The 16,526-nt window shown below is 37.7% G+C and carries 13 protein-coding genes; 4 read left to right on the forward strand and 9 right to left on the reverse strand.

The window, feature by feature from the left end; all coding sequences use genetic code 11:
* Positions 1-42: 42 nt before the first annotated feature.
* The 4 genes from EJF36_RS20730 to EJF36_RS20745 all read right to left on the reverse strand — a co-directional run bounded on the left by EJF36_RS20730 (position 43) and on the right by EJF36_RS20745 (position 5,452).
* The gene (locus EJF36_RS20730) at positions 43-1,794 is read right to left on the reverse strand and encodes a sensor histidine kinase (protein WP_125908121.1); all 1,752 of its coding nucleotides are present in this window, start codon (positions 1,792-1,794) and stop codon (positions 43-45) included.
* Positions 1,795-1,809: 15 nt separating this feature from the next.
* Positions 1,810-3,330, reverse strand: coding sequence for a response regulator transcription factor (locus EJF36_RS20735; protein WP_125908122.1), 1,521 nt, complete (start codon positions 3,328-3,330; stop codon positions 1,810-1,812).
* A gap of 90 nt (positions 3,331-3,420) precedes the next feature.
* Positions 3,421-3,975, reverse strand: coding sequence for a GNAT family N-acetyltransferase (locus tag EJF36_RS20740; protein WP_125908123.1), 555 nt, complete (start codon positions 3,973-3,975; stop codon positions 3,421-3,423).
* A gap of 268 nt (positions 3,976-4,243) precedes the next feature.
* Complete coding sequence (locus EJF36_RS20745; protein ID WP_125908482.1) at positions 4,244-5,452, reverse strand: class I SAM-dependent rRNA methyltransferase; 1,209 nt, start codon at positions 5,450-5,452, stop codon at positions 4,244-4,246.
* Positions 5,453-5,817: 365 nt separating this feature from the next.
* Between EJF36_RS20745 and EJF36_RS20750 the strand changes: the two genes are divergently transcribed.
* The 4 genes from EJF36_RS20750 (at position 5,818) to EJF36_RS20765 (ending at position 9,166) form a co-directional block, all read left to right on the forward strand.
* The gene (locus EJF36_RS20750) at positions 5,818-6,456 is read left to right on the forward strand and encodes a class I SAM-dependent methyltransferase (protein WP_125908124.1); all 639 of its coding nucleotides are present in this window, start codon (positions 5,818-5,820) and stop codon (positions 6,454-6,456) included.
* 18 nt (positions 6,457-6,474) lie between these two features.
* On the forward strand, positions 6,475-6,942 hold the full coding sequence (locus EJF36_RS20755) for an S-ribosylhomocysteine lyase (protein WP_125908125.1): 468 nt from the start codon (positions 6,475-6,477) through the stop codon (positions 6,940-6,942).
* Positions 6,943-6,956: 14 nt separating this feature from the next.
* Positions 6,957-7,874 carry a PLP-dependent cysteine synthase family protein gene (locus tag EJF36_RS20760; RefSeq protein WP_125908126.1) on the forward strand — a complete coding sequence of 306 codons (918 nt, stop codon included), beginning with the start codon at positions 6,957-6,959 and terminating at the stop codon, positions 7,872-7,874.
* A gap of 152 nt (positions 7,875-8,026) precedes the next feature.
* Positions 8,027-9,166, forward strand: a complete 1,140-nt coding sequence (locus tag EJF36_RS20765) for a bifunctional cystathionine gamma-lyase/homocysteine desulfhydrase (RefSeq protein ID WP_125908127.1) — start codon at positions 8,027-8,029, stop codon at positions 9,164-9,166.
* A gap of 445 nt (positions 9,167-9,611) precedes the next feature.
* Here EJF36_RS20765 and EJF36_RS20770 read toward each other — a convergent pair whose 3' ends face one another.
* The 5 genes from EJF36_RS20770 to EJF36_RS20790 all read right to left on the reverse strand — a co-directional run bounded on the left by EJF36_RS20770 (position 9,612) and on the right by EJF36_RS20790 (position 16,221).
* Positions 9,612-10,205 (reverse strand): DUF6609 family protein, encoded by a 594-nt coding sequence (locus EJF36_RS20770; RefSeq protein WP_125908128.1) that lies wholly within the window; start codon positions 10,203-10,205, stop codon positions 9,612-9,614.
* Between the two features lie 160 nt (positions 10,206-10,365).
* The gene (cydC, locus tag EJF36_RS20775; RefSeq protein ID WP_125908129.1) at positions 10,366-12,093 is read right to left on the reverse strand and encodes a thiol reductant ABC exporter subunit CydC; all 1,728 of its coding nucleotides are present in this window, start codon (positions 12,091-12,093) and stop codon (positions 10,366-10,368) included.
* Positions 12,090-13,811: a thiol reductant ABC exporter subunit CydD gene (cydD, locus tag EJF36_RS20780; protein ID WP_125908130.1), complete on the reverse strand. Its 1,722-nt coding sequence runs from the start codon at positions 13,809-13,811 to the stop codon at positions 12,090-12,092. Before cydD ends, cydC begins: the two co-directional genes overlap by 4 nt.
* The gene (gene cydB / locus EJF36_RS20785; RefSeq protein WP_125908131.1) at positions 13,811-14,824 is read right to left on the reverse strand and encodes a cytochrome d ubiquinol oxidase subunit II; all 1,014 of its coding nucleotides are present in this window, start codon (positions 14,822-14,824) and stop codon (positions 13,811-13,813) included. Before cydB ends, cydD begins: the two co-directional genes overlap by 1 nt.
* On the reverse strand, positions 14,821-16,221 hold the full coding sequence (locus tag EJF36_RS20790) for a cytochrome ubiquinol oxidase subunit I (protein WP_125908132.1): 1,401 nt from the start codon (positions 16,219-16,221) through the stop codon (positions 14,821-14,823). Before EJF36_RS20790 ends, cydB begins: the two co-directional genes overlap by 4 nt.
* Between the last annotated feature and the right edge of the window lie 305 nt (positions 16,222-16,526).

Here is a 16,526-nt window from a genome sequence, read left to right on the forward strand (position 1 = left end):
ACTTGTAAATACTTTGACTATTTTTATATTTTATGACTTTTTTTATATTGGAATTGTAATCCTTACCGTTGTGCCCTCTCCGAGCACGCTATGAATAGTTACACCATATTCGTCACCGTATATAAGGCGGATACGTTCATTTACATTATGAATACCTATGCCTGTAAACCGCTGCTGCTTACGTTTTGAAGCTGGTAAAGTACTATTATCGGTCAACTCCATACCATCTCCGTTATCCATCACTTCACAGACGAGCGATTTATCCTCCTTCCAAGCAAAAACATTGATATTTCCTGATTGCTTTCGATTAAAAGCATGGAAAAATGCATTTTCAATAAAAGGCTGTAATATGAGATTAGGAATGTGAATATCCGAGCAGTCTGGTGCAACAAAGTAATTCACCTTCACTCTTTCTCCATAACGCTTTTGGTTAATGAGCACATAATTTTTTAGATTCTCGACCTCTTGCTCGACTGTTACGGTCTCATTAATATGCCCTAAAGTATTTTGAAGTAATGAAATTAACGCATTAATCGTTTCATTTGCTTCTTCTTTACTTCCTTGCATGACCATAAATTTTATTGACGTTAACGTATTGTATAAAAAATGAGGATTTATTTGCTGCTGCAAAGCCGCTAGCTCAGCATTTCGCCTCTGCTTTTGCGACAAAACAAGCTGATCAACGTATTCATGCAGTTCATCAAGCATAGCGTTAAATGCATGTCCAATTTTCCTTGTTTCATATGTGCCTGTAACAGATACATATTGATGGAAATCGTGCTTTGAAGTACTCGCAATTTGTCTTACAAGATTCGATAATGAGTTTGTTAGCCTTCTTGTTGCTAAAAAGACGATAATTAACGCAATAAAAACAACACCCATCGATATAAAGAAAATTTTCTTTTTATCAATAAGATCTCCTATAGCCAGCTCCTTATCGATCGTGTTAAATAAATACATATCAAATGACGGTAAATACTCAGCTAAAATGATATAGTCTTTATCCATAAACGTATCGACAATATAATTATGAGAGCCGTCTTGAATTCTATCCACATATGTTAAAAGCTGCGTATCTTTCCTCCCAATTAGTTCATCCCGACTACTTGAAACTATGATGCCATCTTTATTAACGATAAAAGCATCATTACCAGGACTTGTGTAATTGCTAAATAGCTTCCGAAACTCTCGTTCTTCCATAGCGATATACATGGAGCCATATACATGGCCAGATATGCGTACCATTAAGGCCCTTGATGCGACGATGTACGATTTATTCCCAAGCTGTGGTCGATAATCATAATGATACATCAGCTTTTTCGGTTCAATTAACGTTTTACGAGTAATCATACTAGTCTTTAAATCTTCATCTGAAATCGGCCAGTATTCTCTGTTCGTGGAGTAAATCATACCATTTTGACCAGTTATAATCGCACTAATCTTGTAAGCATCTAAATTCGATTTAATTCGTTTCATTTGTTCAGATACGTTGTATATCGAAAGCATTTTTTCTGCATTCGTTTCTTTTTCCGTGAGAAACCCTTTAATAGTTCCACTTTGCAAAAGGTTATTAGAGGCCAAAACGATGGAATAATTAAAAGACTCCAAGCTATCCTTAATTTGATTGATGACTTTAGCATTCGTAATACTAAATTTCTCTAAGAAGAATTGTTCCGACATACGGATTGTAGTCAAAGTAATGGTAACGGACACGATTATTATCATTAAAAAAGTTACACCGAACATGATAATAAACAAACCATTGTATTTATATTTTTCAGGAATTAATTTCATATTAAACCACTCTTATTAGAATTTTTTCTTTCTGCGATATTGGCTTGGTGACTGTCCTTTTATTTTTTTAAATACTTTACAGAAGTAGCTGTGATCAGAATACCCAACCATCTCCCCAACATCAGAAATGGCTATATCATGATTTGCTAAAAGTTTAGTAGCCTTATCTATTCGAACCCTACTTAAAAACTCTACAAAGCTCTCGTTGTTGTGCGCTGAAAAGAAGCTAGACAAATAAGAAGGGTTAAAATGAAAATGCTTGGCCACTTCAGTTAAAGTAAGTGACTCCGCATAGTGCGCCTCTACATACTCCTTAATTAGCTGCATGTTAGGATTTTGAGCTTGTCCATGTTTTGTTTGAATGCATTCTTTTACTTTTTCTATATACTCACTCAACACATCAACAACTTCTTGCGCATTATGTGCCTCATCAATTCTTTTAAAGAAAACATACTTTTTACTTTCTAATTCCTTCACATCATATTGCATATTGTTAAGCAAAACAGCTATGTTAAATATGATGTTATTAAAAAAAGCCTTGTACTCATAAATATCTAGTGTGTAATGGCCTGACATTAGTGCGGCATGTTTCATTAAATAATCAAACGTTTCAGCAAAATGCTCTCGCTTAAACTCTTCTATAAACCAATCTAAATTGAAGCTCTCAAACGTAATGTCTAGCTTCGATAAATGTTTTTCCACTAACAGATTACTATTCGGCAAATAAAAATGAGCTTGCAATAAAGTTTTCAACCCTTTATTGTAGGCGTTTTCAATTTCGAGTAAATCTATAAACATTTCGGTAAGAGCACCTTGTAAGTTGTTTTCTACTAGCCACTCATTCATGCTGTTGACAATATCCGTTTTTTCATTGTAATTAAGAAGAAACACAACTTGTTCTTTAATCGACGGGATATGGTAAGCGGCAATATCCTGCTCTGTGGTCATCCGGTCGACCACGTTTTCCTTCAAAGATTCATAGCTAAAAATAATGGTTGGCTTGATAGCTAATAAGCGGAAACAGTCAAAAGGAAAGGTTTCATTCATGGCGCTTAAATCATGGAGTGGTTCATAGCCCGCTAGTAGTCTATCTATAATGTGCTCAATACGTTGGTGACCGCTGACTTGGTCCACGATATTCAGAGAAGGAATGCGTTTGGCCGCTTTTCGTAATACCTGTAATAAGCTCTTCGCGTCAAGCTTTGGCTTTAAAATATAGTCTACGACTCCACTCTGAAATGTGGAGCGAACATAGTCGAATTCACCATAGCTACTTAAAATAATAACTTCAATGTGTGGGTATCTTTCCTTCACAATTCTTGTAAGTTCTTCCCCATCCATAATCGGCATCATGATATCCGTAATGATAATGTGTGGGTGAACAACATCAATTATCGCAAGTGCTTCCTCACCGTTCGAAGCCTCTCCGACAATTTGAAATCCTTCTTGCTCCCAATCTAAATAATGCTTAATGCCTTGGCGAATCAAAATCTCATCGTCAACAATGAGTGTTCTGCAAAATTGTTTCTCTGTCAATGCAATCCCCCCAGATTGTGACTTTTAATTACAATACAAGTATTATATTCGTTTTACATATAGTTTGAAATAGCTATGAAGAAGCTATTTCTAGTAAGTTACTGGATATTTATAATCTGATTTTGCTATATGATATAATACATGCCTTGATAACTTACTTGTAGGAGATAGTTTCGGATGATTAAATTCCTTAAGGTTTTGCAGCCCTATTTTTTCCATCACATGAATTGATGGTTGATTTATTTTTGATGTAAAGCTATACACCTCATGGAGGCCAAGATGCCGAAATCCGTGTTCCAAGCATGCGCTTGCTCCTTCTGTAGCATAACCTTGTCCCCAAGCTGCCTTTGCTAGTCGCCATCCTATTTCCACACAAGGTGTGAAATCCGCTTCAAAGGTCGCTTTATGAAAGCCAATGAAACCAACAAAGCGATGTGTATGTTTTACTTCTACCGCATACAGACCGTACCCCTCCGTTTGCCATTCACGTTGAATAGCATGATAAAAGCGGTCTGTTTCTTCGTTCGTTAGTGTGTTAGGGAAGTAAGCCATGACTTCTCGGTCTGCATTCATCTCCCTAAAAACATTCAAATCCGTCGCAATCCAGTCACGCAAAAGTAAACGTTCGGTTTCAATATGGATCATAATTATCCCTTCCTTCCATAATGGAATGAGTCGTTTTCGATTTGGCCATTTAGTGCTTTAATTTGTGGAATCGCTTTTATAGTATTCTTGGTAGTAAGGGCTACTTGCAGATCATCACTTTTCTCCTTATTCGCGCAGCTTCCCTGCCTAATTGCGCAACTTTACCACTTATTCGCGCAGCTTCCTCGCCTATTTGCGCAAAAGACTCCCACTCATTTTCGCGCATAATAAGAGCTTGTATACGAAACCAAGCTCTTTACATTACGTTTTATTCTCCTTTTTGACGTGCAATTTGAAAAAACACCACTTTTAAGTAATTGCCTTCTTTAAATGATGGACTTGTACGGAAATCTTCGGGAAGTGTAAATTCTTCTTTTATTGTATAAGTCACATTTGACTCTTTACAAGCTGTCTCGATAAACTCTTTAAATTTTCTCATATTAAATGTAGCACAATTTGTTGATGCTACAACTACACCGTTATCACTCGTTATTGTTATAGCCTCTTTCAGAAGATTTTTATAATCTTTAGCAGCACTGAAGGTGAATTTCTTTGACCGAGCAAAACTAGGAGGATCGAGAATCACCACATCAAACTTCAATTTTTTTCTGGCTGCATATTTAAAATAATGAAATACATCTTCAACAATAATGTCTTGTGCTTCGTAGTCAATGTTATTAATACTAAATTGTTCTATTGTTTTTGCTAAACTTCGGTTGGCCAAGTCCACACTTGTTGTCTTTAAAGCGCCACCTTTTGCAGCGAATACTGAAAATGCCCCCGTATAGGAGAAAGTATTTAATACACGCTTTCCTGCTGCATATTTATCTCGTATCGTTCGCCTTACTTCCCGTTGATCAAGAAATACCCCCACCATCGCTCCTTCATTCAAATAAACAGCAAAATTCTCGCCATTTTCTTTCACGATAATGGGAAACTCACCTCTTTGACCCGCGACGAATCCATCCTCTTCAATATATTGACCGTGCGTGTCAAATCGTTTTTTCTGATAAATCGCTTTGTAGTCAACAAGGTTATTTAGCGACGTAAGTACATATTCGTGAAATTGATAAATACCGATGCTATACCAATTGATTAAGTAATACCCAGCGAAATAATCAATGGTTAACCCACCAATCCCATCACCTTCTGCATTGAACACCCTAAATGCTGTTGTGTCTTTATCGGCAAATAACTTTTCCCGCTTATGAATCGCCGCTTCTAATTTTCTTTGAAAAAATGATTGGTCAATTTTTTCTTCCTCCGTATGCGTTAAAACCCAGCCATATCCTTTATTTTGTTTGCCGTAAAATGCCTTTGCAATAAACGTATTTTTCTCATCAATAAGCCTCATAATTGTGCCTTCTTGTGATAATACTTGCTTATTCATAATCGCCTTTTCTTGTATTAGTGGATATCCCATTTTGTATTGCTTAGCATACTTTACACCTATTTTAACTGCTACCTCTTTTGACATCATCTCATCCTAACATTTATATTAACTAGCAACTTTTTTTGCTAGACTCATACCTTTTTCAATTATCTTTTATCTGAATCTTCATCTTACCCTTAGTAAGTTTCAAATACAAATTGAATTAGCTTATAAAGAAAGTATTATCCTCTTTATTAAGCCCCTATACGTCTAGTATTTTGAATTTGAAGGAAAGCATAATTCATTATGCGACATCATGTTTTATCCTCTGATAAAAGCAATAAATTGTTCCTTTAAAAACAAACAAATTGATTTAGCAATATTTTATGTGATATAGTGTTAACAATAATCCCTACTATTCATAGTATATTAGTATGAATTAAAACAAACCTTTACGGGAGATGAATGATATGGGTAGAGAGTTCGTTGATTTATTTGAAACATGGGCAACCACCTACGACGCCACAGTGGCAGGATATGACCCACAATATCGAGCGGTATTCGATGGATATGAATCTATTTTAGATAGAGTGACATCCGAAGCGAAGGGCATCGTTCTTGAGTTTGGAATCGGGACAGGTAATCTGTCTAATAAGCTTATAGAAGCTGGTCATACAGTTATAGGTATAGAGCCTTCAGCCGCTATGCGTGAAGCAGCCCAAACTAAACTTCCCACCATGCACATTCTAGATGGGGATTTTTTAAATTACCCTAGTATAGATTCACCTATTGACTCGATTGTTAGTTCATACGCCTTTCATCACTTAACAGACGATGAAAAAAACCTAGCAATCAAGCAATTTGCAAACTTGCTTTCTTCTGGAGGAAAGGTAATTTTCGCTGATACTGCTTATGAAAGCGAAGAAGCTAAGCAATCAATTTTCAATAAAGCAAAGGCAAATAACTTTAATGACCTTTTACAAGACTTATCAACAGAGTATTATGCCATGCTTGACGATTTACGAGCCATGTTTGAAGACAACGGCTTTTCTATAAAATTTGACAAGATGAATGAATTTGTTTGGTTAATGGTAGCTGAAAAACAATAATTACAGGAGTGATATAACATGACAAAAAAAATGAATGTAGAAAGCTTTAATCTAGACCATACAAAGGTAAAAGCACCTTATATTCGCCTTGTTGGCGTAACGACTGGTCAAAAGGGAGACCAAGTGTATAAGTACGATATTAGATTTTGCCAACCAAATAAAGAGCATATGGATATGGCTGGCCTTCATTCTATTGAGCACTTAATGGCTGAAAATATTCGCAACCATATTGATAATGTACTAGACATTAGCCCGATGGGGTGTCAAACAGGCTTTTACTTGGCAATTTTAAATAATAATAGCTTTGATGACGTTGTTCATGCACTTGAAAAAACACTACTTGATGTTCTAGCAGCTGATGAAGTACCCGCTTGTAATGAAGTGCAATGTGGCTGGGCAGCCAACCACAGTCTTGAAGGAGCGAAAGAAATAGCAGCTAAGATGCTAGCTGGGAAAAACGAGTGGCATCAAGTTTTTGCTGAGTAAGGAGCTATTAAAGTATGACTTTGTATAAAAATGTACATCAATTAATCGGAAACACACCGTTAGTTGAGATTACGAAATTCCCCCTTCCGAAGGGTGTTCGTATATTTGCAAAGTTAGAGTTTTATAATCCAGGAGGTAGTATCAAGGACCGGTTAGGGCGTGAACTCATTGAAGATGCGCTCACAACAGGAAAGTTGTCTAAAGGTGGTACGATAATCGAGCCAACTGCTGGAAATACTGGTATAGGCCTTGCGTTGGCAGCTATTGACCACGGGATAAACGTAATCTTTTGTGTACCCGAGAAGTTTAGCAAAGAAAAGCAGGCTTTAATGAAAGCACTCGGTGCCACAATCATTCATACACCAACGAATGACGGCATGAGTGGTGCGATTGCAAAAACAGAGCAATTGCTAAAGGAGATACCAAATAGTTATTCCCCTCAGCAATTCTCTAACCCTGTTAATCCAAGAACCTATTATAAATCACTAGGACCAGAGATATGGCACGATTTAAACGGGGACGTTCAAGTGTTTGTTGCTGGTGCAGGTACCGGGGGAACCTTTATGGGAACAGCTCAGTTCTTGAAAGAAATGAAGGCACAAATAAAAACATGCATTGTTGAACCTGAGGGATCCGTAATAGCTGGTGGGGAAGCTGGGTCGCATGATACAGAAGGAATTGGCATGGAATTCCTCCCTGAGTATATGAATCCTAGTTATTTTGATGCGATTCACACCGTTTCGGATCAAGATGCGTTTGCGTATGTTAAACAGTTAGCTAAAAAAGAGGGCCTTCTCGTTGGTAGCTCATCAGGTGCAGCTTTTTACGCTGCCTTGCAAGAAGCAAGAGTTGCAAAAGCAGGCACAAACATCGTTACCATTTTTCCTGATAGCAGCGAGCGGTATTTGAGTAAAGATATTTATTCTTACTAAAGAAGAACAAGGGCTTTGTTAAGAACCGATAAGCTTCTAAAGCATACTCTAGTATCGGTCCTCATACTAAAAGGTGACGTCCATCAGACATCGAAGCCTTAGTACTGGAGCTAGCCTACTACTATATAGAACATTAATAAAGGAGTTTTCTTATGAAACGTAAGACTAAAATGGTGCATGGTGGCATCACTGGCGATAAAGTAACAGGTGCCGTCTCTGTGCCTATTTATCAAGTAAGTACGTACAAACAAGAAGCGGCAGGTAAACATAGCGGATATGAATACTCTAGAACAGGCAATCCAACAAGATATGCTCTTGAAACAGTCATCGCAGACTTAGAAAATGGAACAGCTGGATTTGCTTTCGGCTCAGGTATGTCCGCCATCAGTGCCGTGATGATGCTACTAAATGCCGGGGATCATATCATCATGACTGATGATGTATACGGTGGCACGTACCGTCTTATGACAAAGGTGCTAAATCGCTATAATATTGAGCACACCTTTGTAGACACAAGTAACCCTGATAAAGTAAAAGAGGCTATTCAACCTAATACAAAGGCCCTTTACATTGAGACACCGACTAACCCTCTTTTAAAAATCACTGATATACAAGCGATGTCAAACATTGCTAAAGAAAATAACTTATTGTTAATTGTTGATAACACATTTGCTACACCATATTGGCAGCAGCCTCTTGATTTAGGTGCAGATATTATCGTTCATAGCGCGACTAAATATATCGGAGGGCATAGTGATGTGGTTGCTGGCTTAGTCGTAGTTAAGACTGAAAGCTTAGCAGAGGATTTGCATTTTGTCCAAAACTCTGTTGGCGGAGTTCTTGGCCCTCAGGATTCTTGGTTGCTCATGCGTGGTATCAAAACATTAGCACTACGAATGGAAGCTATTGAAAAAAACACACACGATATTGTTCAATTTTTAAAAGAGCATCCTAAAGTAGGTACCATCTATTATCCTGGCTTACCTAACCATAAGGGTCATCACATAGCCAAACAACAAGCGAGTGGATTTGGTGGTATGATCTCATTCGATGTAGGTAGTGCAGCAGCAGCGGACAAAGTTTTAGAAGGCACCTCCTTTTTCACACTTGCAGAAAGTCTTGGTGCCGTGGAAAGCTTAATTTCTGTTCCTGCTAAAATGACACATGCCTCCATCCCAAAAGAACGACGTAATGAATTAGGGATTGTCGATGGATTGATTCGAGTGTCTGTTGGCATTGAAGACAGTGAGGATTTAATAGAAGATTTAAAGCAAGCGTTAAATAAGATTTAACAATTATGTATGGTAGGTTACTGCACAACGGAAGTCAATTATCAGTTAAGATAAATGCAAAAAAACGTTACCAATTCATACAACATAAACAATGATAGTAGAATGGTGCAGAACTCGTTATTCACATATTGTGTTCGAGCATTTTATATCAGGTAATAATACGCCCTCCATATAACGCCTTCATCTCGCCTACTTAAGCACTTTGATAACTCTTGTTAAGGCGGAGAAAAAATGGATTTGCATTTAACTTAAATTCACACTGAAAAGAGCCATGATTTCACATCTGAAATCATGGCTCTCTTCTTGTCCATCGTAAAACATTTTCATTGAATCCGTCTCACTTTCATTAAGGGCTCTCTTCGAATATGAAAAGAAAAAAAGAGATACGAATAAGAGTGCTCATCCATCTCTAAAAGACCTGTTATTTATTGTTTATTCCCTATAATCAAACGGATCTGTTTAACTTGAAGGCATTTTTATTTTGCGAGTTGTTACTAGTAACTCGGTTTGTGAAAAATAATAAATAAATTCCGAATATAGTTTTCACACCGCCATCCATTATGCCAAAATAGATGAATGGAATTTCTTTCATGAACATTCCGACGATTGCCAATACCGAACATACAATAGCCAGATAAATCATGGATTTACCGTGCACATAGTAAAATGGGAAAAAATGAATGCCTGTTGCTAAAAATGTGCCCAACCAAACCATCCTCCAGTCTCCACTCGGGATAAAAGGGCCTCCCAACATGAACATTAAAGGAAATAAGGACATGACACCATACTTGGACATCTTCAATTGAAACTTCGACAAATCCCCATCAGTGAATTTCTGCTGCACCCATTTATTAAAATCGGTAAGGTATATACCTACTCCGTAACCTATCATGAAAATAAAGGGATTTAAAACAAAGGGGCCTCCTATTACAGTCGCAAGTACAATGACTCCTCCGATGAATACTAACCAAAGACCACATAAACGCTTCGCATTGTGTTCAAGCTGTACATGTTTGTCATACCCAAGCTTTTTAATCATTGCCATCACCCCAAGACCTTTTTTTAAGAATGCATACAAATTTAATATATTACTTCGACATGCACGTGGTTATTCTTTCTTTCTTTTTTTATTTATTATAAAAAAATAGAAAAAAGGGGCTCAGAAATAGGTTTAACCTACTTGTGACTCCCCTACAATTTCATACTACGCTTTTTGACCTAGGCATATCCAGTTCATATAATCGTGCGTAGCGTGTATTTGTATTCATTAATTGCTCATGTGTACCTTGCAACACAATTTCCCCTTTATCAAGGAATAGTACTTGGTCTGCCATATGCACAAACGCTAAGTGATGTGTGATCCATAAAATTGTTTTACCTTGCAGCACTTCAAATACAGTTGTCATCAGCTGTTTTTCTGTGATAGGATCCAGCCCTACTGTTGGCTCGTCTAAAATGACAACGGGGGTGTCCTGCAAAAGAATTCTTGCTAACGCGACGCGTTGTCTCTCCCCACCAGAAAATCTCATGCCTGTTTCATGCATGGGAGTGTGATAACCTTTTGGCAATGATGAAATATAATCGTGTAGCTTCACCTGTTTAGCCGCCTCATATACATCTTCATCCGACGCATTTGGATTGCCGAGTCGAATATTATTTAATATCGTCGTATCAAACAAGTGGGGTTGCTGCTGTAAAATAGCTATCAAATTAGGTATAAAAGAGCCTACTTGACTTGTATGAACACCATTCATTGTCACAGATCCACTGGAAGGCAATAACACGCCTTGAATAAGCTTCATGATGGTAGACTTACCAGCACCACTTGGTCCGAGTAACGCTATAATATCTCCTTGATTCATTGTAAAGGATACGTTATTAACTGTTTGATTTTCTTCGTACTGAAACGACACATTTTTAAGCTGTAACTTAATATTGCATGTATCCTTGATTATGTCCTCTTGCTTAGTCTCATTTGAATCAGGTAGCCTCGAAAGACGGTCAATTGAATCTTGATAAGAAGGAATTTCACTAACAGCATCCGATAAAGGTACAAATGCTTCTGTTAAAGGGAATAGAACTAAGACGAACGCTGCAATAAGCGTATGTGCAAAAGCCCCCCCTGACGTTTCGGCAGCGGTCCAAAACAACATAACTACTACCATACTTGCGATTACTACTTGCGCAAGAGAAAATCTCCACCTAATAAAACTCGCACGCTTTTGCTCTAGCAATAATAACTCGTGCTCTTGCGATTCGTAGTCTTTAATGAATGCTGCTTGTCGTCCGCTAAATTGCCATTCACTTATACCTAATATGGCATCTGTTAACTTTTCATATAATGTATGCCTATTGTTTTTTATTTTTTTCACAGTTGCCTTCGTCACTAATAGCGACACAAATGGGAATAAAAATACGAGTACACCTGCAAGGATTGCCACTAATATGGCAAATGGCCAGGAGAAGAGACCAAGCACAATAATACATATTCCATATAAAAACAAGCCAACTAAACTAGGAAACACTGTTTTTACGTAGATGTCCTGCAAACGCTCAATGTCATCTGCTAACAAACCTAATACATCTCCTGTTTTTATTTTCATAGAAGGATGCAGTACATTTGGCTCAATGTTCCGATACACCTTTACCCTCATGTTAGAAAGGATTTTTAAAACGACGTTATGTCCAACTAGCCTTTCCACATAACGAGAAACCGCTCTAGTGATACCAAATGTTCGGACCCCTACAATCGGAATATAAATGAGTAGCAGATTTTCCGGCCTTGTAGCTGCTTTCGAAATTAAATAACCCGACGTGAACATTAGAAACGACGCTGCAAACACCGTTACAAGCCCTAATAATACGACACATATGAGTAGCAGCTTGTTTTCTTTTAAGTAAGGAACAATCCATCCTTTGTCATTCATGACATATCCCCCATTTGCGTTTGAACCATTTCATAGTAATATCCTTTTTTCTGTATTAATTGTTCATGAGTACCCTCTTCAGCAACCTCACCGTGCTTGAGGAAATATATATAATCCATGTTTTCCATCCAGTGAAGTCTATGCGTAGCAAGAAAAACTAGCTTTTCTTCAAACAACGATAACATCGTTTGTTTCAGGTCATATTCTGTTTCAATATCAAGATGAGCTGTTGGTTCATCTAATAATAATATCGGCCGATTATCAAGAAAAGCACGCGCGATGGCAACACGTTGTGCTTGTCCCCCACTTAGCATACGCCCTCCTTCTCCAATTTTTTCATCCAAACCATGTGGCAGCTCCTCAATAACTTTAGTAAGACCTGCTTGTTGCGCTGCCCATCTAACCTCTTCTTCCGATGCATCTGGCTTATAAAAAGCAATATTATGCCTAATCGTTTCATGAAATAAATATGGATGCTGAGGAATATAATTTAGTTGTTTCTGCCAATCCTCTCGCTGTAAATGATTAAAAGATTGGCCGTCAATCCCAATCTGGCCTGAACTCGCTTCAACAAATCCACCAATAACGTCAACTAACGTTGATTTACCTGCACCACTTTCTCCTACGATACCAACTTTTTTGAAACCATTTAACGTTACATTCACATTTGTAAGGGAAGGGGCACTTTCTTCATCATGCTGAACAGCAACAGACGAAATTCTTAAATAGGAGGACTGATTCCACACTTTAAGCGGCTTACCTTGTTTGTATTGAAACTTTGGCATTGAGACAATGTTTAATAGCTTCTTTCCCGCTTCCATACCATTTAAAGTCGCATGATAATCTGATCCTATTTCTCTAATAGGTAAAAAATACTCTGGCGCTAAAATTAATATCGCAAGCGCGACCTGTAACGTCATTTCCCCTTCAACTAGTCGTAAGCCTAAAAACACCGCAACGGTAGCGACGGAAAGCATCGTAAAGAAATCCATTGCAAATGACGATAAGAAAGCCATTTTCAATGTGCCCATTGTCGTTTTTCGATAACGTTCACTAACATCTTTAATTTTATCTGTATGTGCTCGACTTCGTCCTAAATACTTTAACGTCTCTAGTCCTCGTAATGAATCCACATAATGATTTGATAACACACGGTACATACTCCATTGCTTGTCTGCTTTTTTTTGAGCAGCTAATCCTAGTAAAATCATGAACATGATCAGAATTGGTAGCGTTACAATGAGAATAATAGCAGAAGTACGGTCTTGCAGAAGAATGTAAATAACGATTAAAGCAGGAACAACCGCCATGCTTGACATTTTGGGTAGGAATATCATGATGTATTGCTTAAACTGTGTCACTCCCTCTAACAAAAGAGTCACTACATTTCCTGTACCTAGCTTCTTTGAAACCCGAGGCCCCAGTTGAAAAAGATTGTCTAAAGCTTTATTTCTTAAGTCTGCACCTATTGTGTCTGCGTATTTAAAGACAATCTTTTGCTTGAGGTGATGAATGGCATGCCGCATAAGAAATGTCAGGAGAAAATATAGCATTTCCGAATAGACCATATGAATAGGTCCTTTATTAAAAAGATGAGTGACCACCTCTGCAAGCCATATGGCCTGCAGAATGATGGACACTCCTTGAAGAATGCTTAATCCAATTAAAGTAGATAAGATAGTTTTCATGCCTTTATATCGAAGTAAATCTTTATCCATTAATAAACCATGTCCTTCCCATCGACACGCTTACGAAATACATAATAGCTCCATATTTGGTATCCTAGCACAAAGGGTAACAACGTAAAGGCTACAATGGTCATGACCTTTAGTGAATACGCCCCTGATGCAGCATTATAGACCGTTAAGTCATAGGCACTTCCTAAAGAGCTAATCATCACTCGTGGGAAAAGTCCTACAAATAAAGAAGCTACTGTAAGAGCAATTCCAGCGCCACTAAGAATAAATGTGATTCCATCACGCTTTTGCTTTAGCATTAGAATAGCAACTGCATAACATATAACAACCCCAACAATCATCGGTATTGTCACATTCCCTCTGAAAGTAAATAAGTCTGTCTCCACGTAAGATAAAGCAACGAATGCTACTAGTGCAAGAAGCAAGGCATACATAACCTTCCCCGCTAATTCACGCGCACGCTCCTGCAAATCTCCTACTGTTTTTAGGGCTGTAAACATAAGACCGTGGAAAAAACATAATAGTGTAACAGCAACGCCACCTGCAACAGTATACACGTTAACATAATCAGTAAATCCTGCGCGCAATGTCATCGTTTCATCAATCGGCATTCCTCTTAATATACTAGAGAACAAGACGCCAAATAAGAAAGGCGGTAAAATACTACCGATAAAGATGATCCAATCCCACGATTTTACCCAGCGAATGTCTTCCACTTTTCCTCTAAATTCGAACGCAACCCCTCTACCGATCAGGGCAAGAAGGACGAACACAAATGGAATATAATATCCACTAAACATTGTTGCATACCAATGAGGGAACGCGGCAAATATTGCTCCCCCCGCTGTTAATAGCCATACTTCATTTGCATCCCAGAAAGGGCCGATTGTATTCACAAGTATTCTTCGTTCAAATTCATTTCTCCCTAGAAATCTGCTAGCCATCCCTACGCCAAAATCAAAGCCTTCTAGAAAAAAGAAACCGATAAATAAAACAGCTACTAATATAAACCATAATTCACTTAAGGCCATTATTGATACACCTCCTTGTCAAATGGGTCGACAGATACATTAATATCATCTTGAACAGCATAATGATGCTCTGTGCCTTTTTTAATTTCTTTTACAAACAAGTACACCAATACGACCGCCAGTGCTGTATATATAGTCGTGAATGCAATGAATGAGAATAATAAAGATGCCACTGATACATTCGGTGATATCGATGCCGACGTAGTCATCAACCCAAATACCGTCCAAGGCTGACGTCCTATTTCTGTCATGATCCATCCAGCTGTATTTGCTATGAACGGAAATGAAATAAGGCCGACCATGATTTTAAGATACAACGTTTTTGACATTAGTCTTTCTATGTAGCTATACCAGAGCCCCATTGCTGCTACGAGTAGCATAATCATTCCTGCAAGCACCATGATTCGGAAGCTCCAAAATGTTGTTTTTACAGGTGGAATATAGTTTCCTGGTCCATACTTTTCTTCATATTGTTTTTGCAAGGTAAGCATACCTGGCACGGATCCTTCAAGCTTTTCATACGTTAAATAACTTAATGCAAATGGAATAGCTATTTCAAAATTATTGCGCTGATTTTCTGTGTCAATAATAGCAAACATATTCCAAGCGGCAGGATCTCCACTGTCCTCCCATAATGCCTCACTAGCCGCCATTTTCATTGGTTGAGACTCCATTAAATGTTGTGCTTGTTCATGCCCACTAAGAGCCACACCTAAACCACCCACCATGGCAACTACCATTGCAAAGTTAAAGGACTTTTTGAAGATTTCAACTTCTTGTTTTTTCAACAGTTTATACGCACTTACACCACCAATGAAGAATGCCCCTGTTGCTAATGATCCGAAGATAACGTGAGGAAATTCAACAAGCAGCTGTGGATTTTTTAAAAGAGCGAAAAAGTCATTCATCTCTGCTCGTCCATTTCGAATAACAATTCCCACCGGCTCTTGCATAAATGCATTCGCAGCTAAAATCCATAATGCAGAAAACATCGTTCCAATCGATACGAGCCAAATACACATTAAGTGAACTTTTTTAGACAATCGATCCCAGCCGAAAATCCATAAACCTATAAAAGTAGATTCCATAAAAAATGCTAATAGCGCTTCAATAGCAAGTGGTGCGCCAAATACGTCTCCTACAAACCTTGAATACTCTGACCAGTTCATACCAAACTGAAACTCTTGAATAATACCTGTAACAACACCAACAGCAAAGTTTATTAAAAATAAGTGCCCCCAGAACTTTGCCATTTTCTTGTAAATCTCTTGGTTTTTCACAACGTAAAATGTCTGCATTAGCGCAACCATAAACACTAACCCAATAGACATTGGCACGAATAAAAAGTGAAAGATTGTGGTGGCTCCGAATTGTAGCCTCGCCAAAAATAATTCTGTCAACGTAATCCCTCCTGTAGAAATGTTTAAATATCTGTTAATTTGTTATGTTAATTATTTCACAATGAAAATTGTACCAAAAAAGCATGTTATATATATGAGGTGAATTTGAACTTTCAAAGGTTCTTTTCTTCGTTTACACAGTGTGAATGTTATATAGAATGAGGGTTTTCGCTAAAAAAAGTAGTGGATATACAAATCCACTACTTCTCCCTCAATTTCTTTTGGTTTTTTTACTAGAATAGCTTTTTGATTGTGAATTAAATGTGAAGTATCCTTTAAAAAATTCAAGATATTTTCAAAAAAAT

The sequence above is a fragment of the Bacillus sp. HMF5848 genome, assembly GCF_003944835.1.
Lineage (GTDB): Bacteria > Bacillota > Bacilli > Bacillales > HMF5848 > HMF5848.

Bases quoted from the DNA above. Each gene is read 5' to 3' on its own strand.
- EJF36_RS20730 (WP_125908121.1), bottom strand. From the start codon at position 1,794: ATGAAATTAATTCCTGAAAAATATAAATACAATGGTTTGTTTATTATC.
- EJF36_RS20740 (WP_125908123.1), bottom strand. From the start codon at position 3,975: ATGATCCATATTGAAACCGAACGTTTACTTTTGCGTGACTGGATTGCG.
- EJF36_RS20745 (WP_125908482.1), bottom strand. From the start codon at position 5,452: ATGTCAAAAGAGGTAGCAGTTAAAATAGGTGTAAAGTATGCTAAGCAA.
- EJF36_RS20750 (WP_125908124.1), top strand. From the start codon at position 5,818: ATGGGTAGAGAGTTCGTTGATTTATTTGAAACATGGGCAACCACCTAC.
- EJF36_RS20755 (WP_125908125.1), top strand. From the start codon at position 6,475: ATGACAAAAAAAATGAATGTAGAAAGCTTTAATCTAGACCATACAAAG.
- EJF36_RS20760 (WP_125908126.1), top strand. From the start codon at position 6,957: ATGACTTTGTATAAAAATGTACATCAATTAATCGGAAACACACCGTTA.
- EJF36_RS20765 (WP_125908127.1), top strand. From the start codon at position 8,027: ATGAAACGTAAGACTAAAATGGTGCATGGTGGCATCACTGGCGATAAA.
- EJF36_RS20770 (WP_125908128.1), bottom strand. From the start codon at position 10,205: ATGATTAAAAAGCTTGGGTATGACAAACATGTACAGCTTGAACACAAT.
- cydC (WP_125908129.1), bottom strand. From the start codon at position 12,093: ATGAATGACAAAGGATGGATTGTTCCTTACTTAAAAGAAAACAAGCTG.
- cydD (WP_125908130.1), bottom strand. From the start codon at position 13,811: ATGGATAAAGATTTACTTCGATATAAAGGCATGAAAACTATCTTATCT.